Origin of the sequence: Mycobacterium sp. DBP42 (assembly GCF_005924235.1) — a bacterium.
Taxonomy (GTDB): Bacteria; Actinomycetota; Actinomycetes; order Mycobacteriales; family Mycobacteriaceae; genus Mycobacterium; species Mycobacterium syngnathidarum.
The window spans coordinates 1-13,972 of sequence record NZ_VCMY01000031.1; the positions used below are offsets into that span (position 1 = coordinate 1).

Below are 13,972 nucleotides of genomic sequence, written 5' to 3' on the forward strand. Positions count from 1 at the left end.
TCTGGAGTTAGAAGTCGACCATCGCTTCGGCGTAACTCAACGCTCACCGGCCGGCGGCTCGGTTAAACAGCGTCCTCCCAACCACGCCACACCGCTCGAAGATCCGCCGTTCCCTCCCCATTAGCGTGACAAAGTCAGCTCACACAGTTCGGCGGACGCTTCTGCAGGAAGGCCATCATGCCCTCGCGGGCCTCGTCGGAGACGAACAGTTGAGCCGATTGCCGGGTCAAATCCTCGGCGTCCCGATCGAACGCACGCAGGATCGCTGCCGTTGTCAGCGCCTTCGACGTCGCCAGCCCCTGCGGTGACCCCTTCGCGATCTCACCCGCCAGCGCGGCCACCGTCGCCTCGACGTCATCAGCGGACTGCGTGATCAACCCGATCTCGGCCGCCTCGGCGGCGCCGAACTTCTCACCGGTGACGAAGTAGCGTCCCGCCGCCCGGGGCGACAACTTCGGCAACAGGGTCAGCGAAATGATCGACGGCGCAACGCCGATACGTGCCTCGGTCAGCGCGAACGTGCTCTGCGGACCCGCGACGACGAGATCGCACGCGCCGACTAGCCCCATCCCGCCGGCCCGCACATGCCCGTCGATCGCACCGATCACCGGAACGGGCAGCTCCAAGATCGCCCGCAGCAGCTTGGTCATCTCCCGGGCCCGATCGACAGCGATTTCCCCGGGATCCTGTCCGGCGGCCTCGCTGAGATCTGCGCCGGCGCAGAAGGTTCCACCGTTGTGCCCGAGCACCACCACCCGGACACCGGGCTCTGCGGCGGCGTCAGAGAAGCCCTGGAGCAATTGCTCGACCAGCGCCGTGGACAGTGCGTTGCGATTGTGCGGGGAGTCCAGCGTCAACCGGGCGACGGCCCCGTCGACGTTGTAGTGAACCAAAGACGTCATCATCGGCCCGTCAGTATGAGCGAGGCAGGCCGAGCGACGTCTGGGCGACGAAGTTCAGGATCATCTCCCGGCTCACCGGGGCGATGCGGGCCAGCCGCGACGCCGTGACGGCCGCGGCGATGCCGTACTCCTTGGTCAGGCCGTTGCCGCCGAGGGACTGCACGGCCTGATCCACCGCACGCACCGAGGCCTCGCCTGCGGCGTACTTGGCCATGTTGGCGGCTTCGGCAGCGCCGAAATCATCGCCGGCGTCGTACAGCGTGGCGGCCTTCTGCATCATCAGCTTGGCCAGTTCGACCTCGATGTGGATCTGTGCCAGTGGGTGCGACAGGCCCTGATGTGAGCCGATCGGAACCTTCCAGACCTGGCGGGTCTTCAGATAGTCGGTGGCCTTGGCGATGGCCAGCCGGCCGGTGCCGACCGCCATGGCCGAACCCATGATCCGCTCGGGGTTCAGGCCGGCGAACAGTTGGGCGATCGCCGCGTCCTCCGAACCGACCAGCGCATCGGCCGGCAGTCGCACGTCGTCGAAGAACACTTGGAACTGGCTCTCCGGACTGATGATCTCCATGTCGATCGCGGTCCAGCTCAGGCCCGGGGTATCCGTCGGAATGACGAACAGTGCGGGCTTGAGATTGCCGGTCTTGTGGTCCTCGGTGCGGCCGACGACGAGCACGGCCTGGGCCTGGTCGATGCCGGAGATGAACGTCTTCTGGCCCTTGAGAATCCAATCGCTGCCGTCGCGACGGGCGGTGGTGGTGATGCGGTGACTGTTGGAACCCGCGTCAGGCTCGGTGATCGCGAAGGCCATGGTGATCGACCCGTCGGCGATGCCGGGAATCCAGCGCTTCTTCTGTTCCTCGGTGCCGAACTTGGAGATGATCGTGCCGTTGATGGCGGGGGAGACCACCATCATCAGCAGCGCCGAACCGCCGGCCGCCATCTCCTCCATCACCAGGGACAGTTCGTACATGCCGGCCCCGCCGCCGCCATACTCCTCGGGCAGGTTCACCCCGATGAAGCCAAGTTTGCCTGCCTCATTCCACAATTCGGTGGTGTGCTCACCGGCGCGGGCCTTCTCCAGGTAATAGTCCTGCCCGTAGTTGGCGACCATCGCAGCCACCGCCTGGCGCAGGGCCTTCTGTTCCTCGGTTTCGATGAAGCTCATACCTGTTCTCCTTCAGGGTTCTCTACTCGGGCAAGGATGGCGCCGACCTCGACCTGCTGGCCTGCGGCGACATTGAGTTCGGCCAGAACCCCGTCTTCGGGTGCGGCGATGGTGTGTTCCATTTTCATGGCTTCCAGCCAGATGAGTGGCTGCCCGGCGGTGACGGTTTCGCCGACCGCGGCACCGACCCGCACCACCGAACCGGGCATCGGTGCCAGCAGTGAGCCGTGCGCGACCGCGTCGTCCGGATCGGGGAAGCGGGGCAGCGCGGTGAGCTGGACGGGGCCGAGCGGAGAGTCGACGAACACCTGATCGCCATAGGTCGCCACATCGAACGTGCGATCAACCCCGTTCACGGACAGCACCACCCGATCCGGTGTCGCCGACAGGAGCGAAACGCCGTCGTCGTCGGGCAGGTCCACCCCGGTGCGGGTGAACCGGTAGCGCACCGGAACTTCGTCGCCCGCGGCATCGCGGTAGGTCCGCGACTGATAGCCCGAGGCCAGATTGCGCCAGCCGCTCGGCGCGGCACCGAAAACGCGTGCGGTGCTGCGGTTGTGCGCGGCGTCGGCCAGGGCGGCGGCGAGCGCCGATAGTGTCACCACACCAACGTCGGCCAGTGGGGCGGCCAGAGTATCGAGGCCGTGCGTGTCGAAGAACGCCGTGTCGGTGGCCCCGTCCAGGAACGCCGGATGCCGCAGCACATTCACCAGCAGATCGCGGTTGGTCCGCAGCCCGTGAATCCGGGTGCGGGCCAACGCATCGGCCAGCACAGTGGCTGCCTGGCGGCGGGTCGGGGCGTACGAGATGACCTTGGCCAACATGGGGTCGTAGAAGATCGACACCACCGAGCCGTCCACGATGCCGGTGTCGACGCGCACCTGCCCGGGGACGTCGAACCGATGCACGGTGCCGGCCTGCGGCTGCCAGCCTTTGGCCGGATCCTCGGCGTACAGCCGGACCTCGATCGACGAGCCGCGGGAGGCCGGGGGCTCGGGGTCGAGGCGTCCACCGTCGGCGGCCAGGATCTGCAGCTCGACGAGGTCGAGCCCGGTGGTGGCCTCGGTGACCGGATGTTCGACCTGCAGGCGGGTGTTCATCTCCAGGAAGAAGAAATCGCCCTGCTCGTCCGCCATGAACTCGACCGTGCCCGCACCGGCGTAGCCGATCGCCTCGGCGGCCAACCGGGCGGCGTCGAACAACTTCTCGCGCATTCCAGGAGTGCGCTCGACGAGAGGCGACGGCGCTTCCTCGATGACCTTCTGATGGCGACGCTGGATTGAGCACTCGCGCTCACCGACCGCCCACACTGTGCCGTGCTGATCGGCCAGCACCTGCACCTCGACGTGATGGCCGGCCGCCAGGTAGCGCTCGCAGAACACGGTCGGATCACCGAATGCCGACTGCGCCTCACGCTGGGCCGCGGCCACTTCGCTTGCCAGGTCCGACAGTTCGCGCACTACACGCATACCACGGCCACCGCCGCCTGCCGAGGCCTTCACCAGGACCGGAAGCTGATCAGCCGTCACGGTCGCGGGGTCGAGCTCGGTCAGCACCGGAACCCCGGCCGCGGCCATCATCTTCTTGGCCTCGATCTTGGAGCCCATGGCCTGCACGGCGTTGACCGGAGGACCGATCCAGCTCAGCCCGGCCTCGATCACGGCGGCCGCGAAATCCGGGTTCTCGGATAGGAAGCCATAGCCGGGGTGGATGGCGTCGGCACCGGAAGCCTTGGCCGCGGCGATGATCTGGGCGGAATCGAGGTAGCCGTTGTTGCCCTCCAGGCGTACCCGGGCGTCGGCCTCGGCGACGTGCGGGGAGCCGGCGTCAGGGTCGGTGTACACCGCGACGGTGCCGATACCCAGACGGCGGCAGGTCTCGAACACCCGGCGGGCGATCTCGCCGCGGTTGGCGACCAGAACTCTCGTAATCATTGTCACCGAACCTGAGCTTGTGGTCGAAGAATCGTCGAAATCTCGCACATAAGCTCAGTTTCGACGTGCAAGGTAGGCATAAGCGCTCACATCCTGAAGACGCCGAAGTTCGACGTCCCCTCGATCGGTCCATTCGCAATGGCGGACAAGCACATTCCCAGCACGGTGCGGGTGTCGCGGGGATCGATCACCCCGTCGTCGTAGAGCCGGCCGGACAGGAACATCGGCAGCGACTCGGCCTCGATCTGTGCCTCGACCGCAGCACGCAAAGCGGCATCAGCGGCCTCGTCGACCTGCTGGCCGCGCGCCTCGGCGGCGGCGCGGCTGACGATCGAGAGCACCCCGGCCAGTTGCGTGCCGCCCATCACGGCGGACTTGGCACTGGGCCAGGCGAACAGGAACCGAGGATCGAACGCGCGCCCGCACATGCCGTAGTACCCGGCGCCGTACGAGGCGCCCATCAGCAGTGAGATGTGCGGCACTGTCGAATTGGACACGGCGTTGATCATCATCGAGCCGTGCTTGATCATCCCGCCTTCCTCGTACGCCTTGCCGACCATGTAGCCGGTGGTGTTGTGCAGGAACAACAATGGCGTGTTAGAGCGGTTCGCCAGCTGGATGAACTGGGTGGCCTTCTGGGATTCCTCGCTGAACAGCACTCCGCGGGCGTTGGCCAGGATGCCGACCGGGTACCCCCACAGCGTGGCCCACCCGGTCACCAGCGATGAGCCGTACGCCGGCTTGAACTCGTCGAAATCCGAGCCGTCCACAACGCGGGCGATGACATCGCGCGGGTCGAACGGGATCCGCAGATCGGTCGGCACGACGCCGACGAGCTCCTCGGGATCGAACAGCGGCTCGACCACCGGCGCGGGCACCGGCCCCTTCTTGTGCCAGTTCAGCCGGGCCACGATGCGCCGGCCGATCCGGATGGCGTCGAGTTCGTCGTTGGCGAGGTAGTCCCCGAGACCCGAAGTGCGGGCGTGCATCTCGGCCCCGCCGAGCGCCTCGTCGTCCGACTCCTCACCGGTGGCCATCTTGACCAGCGGCGGCCCGGCCAGGAACACCTTGGAGCGTTCTTTGATCATCACCACGTGATCGGACATGCCGGGGATGTAGGCACCGCCGGCGGTGGAGTTACCGAATACCAGCGCGATGGTCGGAATACCCGCAGCCGAGAGTTTGGTCAGGTCGCGGAACATTGCCCCGCCCGGGATGAAGATCTCCTTCTGCGTCGGCAGGTCCGCGCCGCCCGACTCGACCATCGAGATCACCGGCAACCGGTTCTCGCGCGCAATCTGATTGGCGCGCAATATCTTCTTCAGCGTCCACGGGTTGCTGGTCCCGCCTTTGACGGTGGGATCGTTGGCCACGATCAAGCACTCGACGCCTTCGACCACGCCGATGCCGGTGACCAGGCTGGCGCCCACAACGAAGTCGCTGCCCCAGGCCGCCAAGGGGCTCAGCTCCAGGAACGGCGAGTCGGGGTCCAGTAGCAGCTCCACCCGCTCTCGCGCGGTGAGCTTGCCGCGGCCGTGGTGGCGGTCCACGTACTTGGGCCCGCCGCCGGCCAGGGCCTTGGCATGCTCGGCCTCGAGTTCGGCCAGCTTGGTGGCCATCGCCTCGGCAGCCTCGGTGAACCCATCGGAGCGGGGATCGATCGTCGATTTCAGGGTGGTCATGACTGGAACCCCAATGTCTTTGCGGCCAACGAGGTCAGGATCTCGGTGGTGCCGCCGCCGATGCCCAGGATGCGCATGTCACGGTACTGGCGCTCGACCTCCGACTCGGCCATGTAGCCCATCCCGCCGAACAGCTGGACCGCCTGGTTGGCCACCCATTCCCCGGTCTCCACGGCGGTGTTCTTGGCGAAACACACCTCGGTGATCAAATTGGTCTCACCGGCCAGCTGCCGCTCGACCACGTGACGCGTGTACACCCGGGCCACGTCGATCCGGCGGGCCATCTCAGCCAGCGTGTTCTGCACCGACTGGCGGGAAACCAGTGGCTTGCCGAACGTTTCGCGGTTGCGGCACCACTCGACGGTCAGGTCCAGGCAGCGCTGCGCGCTGGCGTAGGCCTGTACGGCCAGGCCGACGCGCTCGGATACGAACGCGGCGGCGATCTGGAAGAAGCCCGAGTTCTCGGCGCCGATCAGGTTGGCCACCGGGACCCGGACGTCGGTGTAGGACAGCTCGGCGGTATCGCTTGAGCGCCAACCCATCTTGTCGAGCTTGCGGCTGACCTCAAATCCGGGCGTGCCTTTGTCCACCACGATCAGGGAGACGCCTGCCGCTCCCGGTCCGCCGGTGCGCGACGCCGTGACGACATAGTCCGCGCGCACACCGGAGGTGATGTAGGTCTTGGCGCCGTTGAGGATGTAGTCGTCCCCATCACGGGTGGCCTTCGTGGTCAGGTGCCCGACGTCGGAGCCACCGCCCGGTTCGGTGATGGCCAGCGACCCGATCTTCTCGCCGCGCAGCGTGGGCTCGACGTACGCCTCGATCAGGCGCTCATCGCCCGAGGCGATCATGTGCGGCACCGCGATGCCGCAGGTGAACAGCGAGGCGAACACGCCGCCGGGCGCACCCGCGTAATGCATTTCCTCGCAGATGATCACCGCGTCGGCCCCGTCGCCGCCGCCACCGCCGGCGGACTCGGGGAAGTTGGCGCCGAGCAGCCCGGCCTCGCCGGCCTTGCGGTGCAGTTCGCGCGGCAGTTCGCCGGTGCGCTCCCACTCGGCGGCGTGGGGCAGCACCTCACGCTCGGCGAAACTGCGCACGGTCTTGCGCAATGCCTCACGCTCGGGCGAAGTCCAGATGCTCACTTGATGAGTTCCTCCGGGATATCGAGATGACGGCTGCGCAACCATTCGCCCAGCCCCTTGGCCTGCGGATCGAACCGGGCTTGATAGGCCACGCCCTGGCCGAGAATGCCTTCGATCACAAAGTTCACGGCCCGAAGATTCGGCAGCAGGTGCCGGGTGACCGGCAGATCGGCTGTCTCGGGCAGTAATTCACGCAGCTTGTCGACGGTCAGGGTGTGGGCCAGCCAGCGCCACTGCTCGTCAGTGCGTACCCACACGCCGACATTGGCCGATCCGCCTTTGTCGCCGCTGCGGGCGCCGGCGATGGTGCCGAGCGGGGCGCGGCGAGTGGCGCCAGTCGGAAGTGCCGCGGGCAGTTCAGGATCGGAAACCGGTGTCAGCGGCTGTGTTTCGGTCGCCGGTGCGATACCAATCCGGGTGCCGTCGGCATGCACGGCGATGTGCGGCACCTCGGTGGCGTCGACGTAGCCGGGTACGAACACGCCGTAGATCTGGCCGTCGCCCGGCGGGGCGGTGGTGGTGAAGCCGGGATAGCTCGCCAGCGCGAGTTCCACGCCTGCCGCCGAGAACTGACGTCCGACCACGTTGGGATCGGGGTCGCGGACCACGCAATGCAGCAGCGCGCTCGCGGCCTCCTCGGTATCGGCGTCGGGATGGTCCGTGCGGGCCAGCGTCCACTCCAGTTCAGCCGGGCGGACTTTGATGCCGGCTTCCAGCTGACTGCGGATCAGCGCCGCCTTGGCCTCGATGTCCAGGCCGGTCAGCACGAACGTGGCGGCGTTGCGGAATCCGCCGATGCTGTTGCACGACACCTTGAGCGTGGGCGGCGGGGCCTCGCCGGTCACCCCGGAGATGCGGACCCGGTCGGGACCCTCCTGGCTCAACTGCAGCGAATCCACCCGCAGCGTCACGTCGGGATTGGCGTAGCGGGCGCCGGTGATCTCGTAGAGCAGCTGCGCGGTCACCGTGCCGACGCTGACCTGCCCGCCGGTACCGGGGTGTTTGGTGATCACCGACGAGCCGTCGGCGGCGATCTCGGCGATGGGGAACCCGGGACGCGCGAGATCGGCGATCTCGCCGAAGAAGGAGTAATTGCCGCCGGTGGCCTGGGTGCCGCACTCGATCACGTGACCGGCGGCCACGGCCCCGGCGAGCGCGTCGTAGTCGGTGGTCTTCCAGCCGAAGTGCGCGGCCGCGGGCCCGACGATCACCGACGCATCGGTCACGCGGCCGGTCACGACGACGTCGGCGCCGGAATCGAGGCAGTCGACGATGCCCCACGCGCCCAGGTAGGCGTTGGCGGCCAGGGGTGTGCCGAGCCCGAGTTCGGAAGCGCGCCCCACCAGGTCGTCGCCCTCGACGTGGGCGACTTTGACGTCGAGGCCCAGCCGCTCGGCCAGAGCCCGGACCGCGGCGGCCAGCCCAGCCGGGTTCAGCCCACCGGCGTTGGCCACGATCTTCACGCCGTTCTCCAGCGCCAGGCCGAGGGACCGTTCCAACTGGGTCAGGAAGGTTTTGGCGTAGCCGCGGTCGGGGTTCTTGGCCCGGTCGCGGGCCAGGATCAGCATGGTGAGTTCGGCGAGGTAGTCGCCGGTCAGATAGTCCAGCTCACCACCGGTGAGCATGTCGTGCATCGCGGAGAGCCGGTCGCCGTAGAACCCCGAACAGTTGCCGATCCGTACTACTGGTGGCACACGTACTCCCGTCAACGCCGTAAGGGACCCAACCAACCGGTAGGTTAACGGGTACCGCCGGTCCCACGTCAAGGGGTGCTCCCCGTGCTCGGCGCAGAAATCACCCACGTTTTGGAGCCGACGCAGGTCAACCGCTAGTCTGTACCTAATCGTCGCCCGCGGTGAGCTGATTTCGATACGCGCGGCAACAACCCAGAGCAAGGAGATGCACGTCATGGCTGTGCCCAAGCGCAGAATGTCGCGCGCGAACACCCGTAGCCGGCGCGCGCAGTGGAAGGCTGAGGCCACCGGCCTCGTCGGCGTCAATGTCGCCGGTCAGCAGCACAAGGTGCCGCGCCGTCTGCTCAAGGCCGCTCGTCTCGGCCTTGTCGACCTCGACAAGCGCTAGAACCCGCAGACACTTTACAAAAAGCGCTACCACTCGGTGGTAGCGCTTTTTGTCGTGCTCAGGGTTGGTCCAGGCTGGAAAAACGCTCGGCGAATTTGCGGCGCGCCTCTCAGCCCACTCTCAGACAGCGGGTTGAAACTGTGCCTGTGCGCATTCTTGTCGTTGACGACGATCGCGCTGTGCGCGAATCCCTGCGCCGGTCGCTTTCTTTCAATGGTTACTCGGTCGAGCTCGCCCAGGATGGGGTCGAAGCGCTCGAAGCGATTGCCAATGACCGGCCTGACGCTGTGGTTCTGGACGTGATGATGCCGCGACTGGATGGCTTGGAGGTCTGCCGGCAGCTTCGCAGCACAGGTGACGATCTGCCGATCCTGGTGTTGACGGCCCGCGACTCGGTCTCCGAGCGGGTCGCCGGTCTGGATGCCGGTGCAGACGATTACCTGCCCAAGCCGTTCGCGCTCGAAGAACTTCTGGCCCGGATGCGCGCGTTGCTGCGGCGGACCGTCAGCGACGACGGCGCCGACTCGCAGAAGATGTCGTTCACAGACCTGACGCTTGATCCGGTGACCCGTGAGGTGACCCGCGGCCAACGCCAGATCAGCCTCACCCGCACCGAGTTCTCGCTGCTGGAAATGCTGATCGCCAATCCGCGGCGGGTGCTCACCCGTAGCCGCATCCTCGAAGAGGTGTGGGGGTTCGACTTCCCGACCTCCGGCAACGCCCTCGAGGTGTACATCGGTTACCTGCGACGCAAGACCGAGGCCGACGGCGAGCCGCGGCTGATCCATACCGTGCGCGGCGTCGGTTACGTGCTGCGCGAAACACCCCCCTGACTTGATGGCACTCAACGAGAACAACGGTCGAACCACCCCCGTGAACATCGGGCGGCCCGCCGCCGTCCTCCGGAACACCAGCTCTCTGTCATTGCGCTGGCGCGTGATGATGCTTGCGATGTCGATGGTGGCCATGGTGGTGGTGCTGATGGCGGTCGCGGTCTACGCCGTGGTGTCCCGCGCCCTCTACGACGACCTCGACAACCAGCTGCACAGCCGGGCCCGGTTGCTCATCGAGAGCGGATCGCTGGCCGCCGACCCTGGCAAGGCCATCGAGGGCACGGCGTACTCCGACGTCAACGCGATGCTGGTGATCCCGGGCCGCTCCATCTACACCGCCAATCAACAGGGCCAGATGCTGCCGCTGGGCAAGGCCGAGAAAGACGTCATCTCGGGTGAACTGCTGATGTCGCTACGCACCGCCAACCACCAACGGGTGCTCGCGGTGCATCTGGCCAACGGCAGCTCGCTGCTGATCTCCAAGAGCCTGGCACCCACTGTCCAAGTGCTCCGACGGCTGGGCACGGTGCTGCTGATCGTCGGCGGCGTCGGGGTGGCGGTGGCCGCCATGGCAGGTGGTGCGGTGGCCAGAGCCGGGCTCAGACCGGTGGGCAGACTCACCGAAGCCGCGGAGCGGGTGGCCCGCACCGACGATCTGCGGCCCATCCCGGTGGTCGGCAGCGACGAGCTGGCCCGGCTCACCGAGGCATTCAACATGATGCTGCGAGCGCTGGCCGAGTCGAGGGAACGCCAATCCCGGCTGGTGTCGGACGCCGGGCACGAACTGCGTACACCGCTGACCTCATTGCGTACCAACGTCGAGCTGTTGATGGCCTCGCAGGCACCCGGGGCGCCGCCGCTGCCGAGGGACGAGATGGATGGGCTGCAGCAGGATGTGATCGCACAGATCGAGGAGCTGTCCACCTTGGTCGGCGACCTTGTCGATCTGACCCGCGACGACGCCGGCGACATCACGCCGGAACCCGTCGACATGTCGGAGGTCGTCGACCGCAGCCTGGAACGGGTCCGCCGCCGCCGCAACGACATCGAATTCGATGTCGACGTCACCGGGTGGCAGGTGTTCGGCGACGCGCCCGGTCTGGGCCGCGCCGTACTCAACCTGCTCGACAACGCCGCCAAGTGGAGCCCGGCCGGCGGACGCGTCGGTGTGCGATTGCACCAAGTCGACCCCACGCACGCCGAGTTGGTGGTTTCCGACCACGGCCCCGGTATCCCGCCACAGGAACGGGCGCTGGTGTTCGAGCGCTTCTACCGATCGGACGCGGCGAGGGCAATGCCGGGATCCGGCCTCGGATTGGCTATCGTCCAGCAAGTGGTGCTCAAACACGGTGGGGCACTGCGGATTGACGAGACTGTGCCCGGCGGCACGCCGCCGGGGGCCTCGTTCCACATGGTCCTGCCGGGGCAGCCCATCCCCGCCGGCGAGGCGACACACATGCCGGGAGCCGGTGGTGGGTACACCGTCGGCGCGGAGAAAAGGTGAGACAGTTGTATCGGTCGGGGGACTGGTCATGGATGGGTCAGAGATCTCTAAGTGGATTCTCAGCCCATCTGGGCAACCTGAGTGACGACAAGTTCGTTTGACGAATTGGACGAATCGAAGACACGAGGGTTGGACAAACGGGTCGGACCGGGCTGGCGTCACAGGCCGGCGGACCTTATTACAAGAGAAGAGCACGCAGCACAATGACGAACCACCCGAGGTACCCCCACCAGCCGGAGCAGCACTCCGGCGGCGTTGCCCCCGGATACGCCGGTGCGCGTCCTGACCCCTACCAGTCACAGCCCTATGACTGGCGATACGCGCGTCAACAGCAGCACCCGCAACAGACTCAGCAGCAGGCCTACCGCGCACCGTATGACCCGTACCGCGTTCCGGCCGGCCCACAGCCCGTCCCGGCCAAGAAACGTTCCAAGGCCGGCCTGGTCGCCGGGGCGCTCGCGGTGGCCGTGGTCTCCGCCGGCGTCGGCGGCGGCGTCGCGACCCTGGTGCAGGACGACCACCCTCGGTTGGGTACCCAGGGGCTCGGTGCCGCACCGACCGTCCCCGCGGCGGCGCTGCCACCGGGCTCGGTCGAGCAGGTCGCGGCCAAGGTGGTGCCGAGTGTGGTCAAGCTCGAGACGGATCTGGGCCGCGCGTCCGAGGAAGGCTCGGGCATCATCCTCACCGCCGACGGCCTCATCCTGACCAACAACCACGTGGTGCAGGCTGCCAAGCCGGGCGCCGCCTCCTCGTCGCCCTTGCCTGGGGCGGCACCGGTGGGCGCCCGGACCAAGGTCACGTTCTCCGATGGATCCAACAAGCCCTTCACCGTCGTGGGCACCGATCCCAGCAGTGACATCGCTGTCGTGCGGGCGCAGGACGTCTCGGGTCTGACCCCCATCACCCTCGGGTCATCGAGCAGCCTGCGGGTGGGCCAGGACGTCGTCGCGATCGGGTCGCCGCTGGGGCTGGAAGGCACCGTCACCACCGGCATCGTCAGCGCGCTGAACCGGCCGGTCGCGGCCGGCGGCGACACCCGCAACCAGAACACGGTGCTCGACGCCATTCAGACCGACGCCGCAATCAATCCGGGTAACTCCGGTGGCGCGCTGGTCAACATGAACGGCGAGCTGGTCGGCATCAACTCGGCGATCGCCACCATGGGCGGCGATTCGGCTCAGGCACAGAGCGGTTCGATCGGGCTGGGCTTCGCCATTCCGGTCGATCAAGCCAAGCGCATCGCCGACGAGCTGATCCAGAACGGGACGGCTTCGCACGCCTCGCTGGGCGTGCAGGTGGCCAACGACAAGACCAGTGACGGCGCCAAGATCGTCGAGGTCACCAACGGCGGGGCCGCGTCGGCGGCCGGGCTGCCCAGCGGTGTGGTGGTCACCAAGGTCGATGACCGGGTGATCGGCAGCGCTGACGCCCTTGTGGCCGCGGTGCGGTCCAAGGCCCCTGGTGACAAGGTCACGCTGACGTTCTTGGACCAGGGGGGCAAACCGCAGACCGTCGAGGTCACACTTGGAAGGGCAGAGCAGTGAGCACGGTGATCGGGTCCGACAACTTGGCCACACTCCGTCTGGCTACACCGTTGTCTGCCGCCGGATATACGGTTGCAGGCATGGAACAACCAGGGGAGTTGGTGGGCCGGGCGCTCGTCGTCGTCGTGGACGATCGCACCGCACATGGCGAGGAAGACCACAGCGGTCCGTTGGTCACGGAATTGTTGGGCGAAGCCGGTTTCGTCGTCGACGGGGTTGTGGTGGTGGCCGCTGACGAGGTCGAGATCCGCAACGCGCTGAATACCGCGGTCATCGGTGGCGTCGATCTGGTGGTGTCGGTCGGCGGGACGGGGGTGACGCCGCGCGATGTGACGCCGGAGGCCACCCTCGACATCCTGGACCGGGAGCTGCTGGGCATCGCCGAGGCGCTGCGGGCTTCGGGTCTTTCGGCCGGGATTCCCGATGCGGGCCTGTCACGTGGCTTGTGCGGTGTCTCGGGCAGCACGTTGGTGGTCAACATCGCCGGGTCACGCGCCGCGGTGCGCGACGGGATGGCCACCCTAGGTCCACTGGCTGCGCAAGTCATCGGCCAGCTATCAAGTTTGGAGATCTGAACTCCGACAAAACGGCGGCCATCGGCCGCCGTTTTTGTTTCCAGACGAGCGTTGGGCAGAGCGACGCCGCTGGTTAAGAGCAGGTTAACGGTTGTTGTAGCGCCGACTAGGATGGTCTGTGATCTTAGTCACAAAGGGAATTGAAGATGCCGGAAGCGAACAAAGCGTCCCGCCACGCAGTTAACAAGATCTTCGGTGAAGCGATCCCAGACATCGCGCCCGACGAACGCGACACCGCTTCGCCGGACGACGATGCCGACCGTGACCGGTGGCTGAGGAACAACATTCCGCCACATCACCAATGAATAGGTGAACGGCCTGTGGCAGTGCGAAACTTCCCCGTTCGGTTGTGGTCTGTACCTCAGTTCGTCACCAAGGCGAACGGCGTCACAGCATTGCCGGGCGACTCAATTCGCAGCGTCGTGACGTGGTGGACAAGCTTCCAGCCTCTTCCCAGCAAATTTTGATCGATTGACCGTATGAAGCCGTGCCGATGTGTGCTTGCGTTGCCGCCCCGATGGGGTGCCGTTATGTTCCTCGTGTCAACGATGAGCATTACGTAAGAGCAACATGTGGGGTCTCTAATCCCTGTCACATGTGGGT

General features: G+C 66.7%; 12 protein-coding genes. 6 read left to right on the forward strand and 6 right to left on the reverse strand.

Annotated elements, in window-relative coordinates; translation table 11 throughout:
- Positions 1 to 134 precede the first annotated feature (134 nt).
- From E0T84_RS22830 to E0T84_RS22855, 6 genes are all read right to left on the reverse strand, one after another.
- Positions 135 to 902, reverse strand: coding sequence for an enoyl-CoA hydratase family protein (locus E0T84_RS22830; protein WP_070187088.1), 768 nt, complete (start codon positions 900 to 902; stop codon positions 135 to 137).
- A 10-nt stretch (positions 903 to 912) separates the two neighbouring features.
- Positions 913 to 2,070, reverse strand: a complete 1,158-nt coding sequence (locus E0T84_RS22835; protein ID WP_070187081.1) for an acyl-CoA dehydrogenase family protein — start codon at positions 2,068 to 2,070, stop codon at positions 913 to 915.
- A complete protein-coding gene (locus E0T84_RS22840) occupies positions 2,067 to 4,004 on the reverse strand; it encodes a biotin carboxylase N-terminal domain-containing protein (RefSeq protein ID WP_070187082.1) in 1,938 nt (645 codons plus the stop codon). The genes E0T84_RS22835 and E0T84_RS22840 overlap by 4 nt, the downstream gene beginning before the upstream one ends.
- Before the next feature lie 86 nt (positions 4,005 to 4,090).
- The gene (locus E0T84_RS22845) at positions 4,091 to 5,686 is read right to left on the reverse strand and encodes an acyl-CoA carboxylase subunit beta (protein WP_070187083.1); all 1,596 of its coding nucleotides are present in this window, start codon (positions 5,684 to 5,686) and stop codon (positions 4,091 to 4,093) included.
- Complete coding sequence (locus E0T84_RS22850) at positions 5,683 to 6,831, reverse strand: acyl-CoA dehydrogenase family protein (RefSeq protein ID WP_070187084.1); 1,149 nt, start codon at positions 6,829 to 6,831, stop codon at positions 5,683 to 5,685. Before E0T84_RS22850 ends, E0T84_RS22845 begins: the two co-directional genes overlap by 4 nt.
- Positions 6,828 to 8,525 carry an acyclic terpene utilization AtuA family protein gene (locus E0T84_RS22855; RefSeq protein WP_138745643.1) on the reverse strand — a complete coding sequence of 566 codons (1,698 nt, stop codon included), beginning with the start codon at positions 8,523 to 8,525 and terminating at the stop codon, positions 6,828 to 6,830. Before E0T84_RS22855 ends, E0T84_RS22850 begins: the two co-directional genes overlap by 4 nt.
- Before the next feature lie 214 nt (positions 8,526 to 8,739).
- Between E0T84_RS22855 and rpmF the strand changes: the two genes are divergently transcribed.
- The 6 genes from rpmF (at position 8,740) to E0T84_RS31915 (ending at position 13,674) form a co-directional block, all read left to right on the forward strand.
- Positions 8,740 to 8,913 (forward strand): 50S ribosomal protein L32, encoded by a 174-nt coding sequence (gene rpmF / locus E0T84_RS22860; protein ID WP_003885704.1) that lies wholly within the window; start codon positions 8,740 to 8,742, stop codon positions 8,911 to 8,913.
- Positions 8,914 to 9,059: 146 nt separating this feature from the next.
- On the forward strand, positions 9,060 to 9,746 hold the full coding sequence (locus E0T84_RS22865; protein ID WP_043370307.1) for a response regulator transcription factor: 687 nt from the start codon (positions 9,060 to 9,062) through the stop codon (positions 9,744 to 9,746).
- 4 nt (positions 9,747 to 9,750) lie between these two features.
- Positions 9,751 to 11,250, forward strand: coding sequence for a HAMP domain-containing sensor histidine kinase (locus E0T84_RS22870; protein WP_239252892.1), 1,500 nt, complete (start codon positions 9,751 to 9,753; stop codon positions 11,248 to 11,250).
- Between the two features lie 203 nt (positions 11,251 to 11,453).
- Positions 11,454 to 12,794, forward strand: a complete 1,341-nt coding sequence (locus E0T84_RS22875) for a S1C family serine protease (protein WP_070187086.1) — start codon at positions 11,454 to 11,456, stop codon at positions 12,792 to 12,794.
- 80 nt (positions 12,795 to 12,874) lie between these two features.
- Positions 12,875 to 13,369, forward strand: coding sequence for a molybdenum cofactor biosynthesis protein B (locus E0T84_RS22880; protein ID WP_039324636.1), 495 nt, complete (start codon positions 12,875 to 12,877; stop codon positions 13,367 to 13,369).
- Positions 13,370 to 13,515: 146 nt separating this feature from the next.
- Entirely contained in the window at positions 13,516 to 13,674 is a 159-nt protein-coding gene (locus E0T84_RS31915; RefSeq protein ID WP_165617773.1) for a hypothetical protein, read from the forward strand.
- Positions 13,675 to 13,972 lie beyond the last annotated feature (298 nt).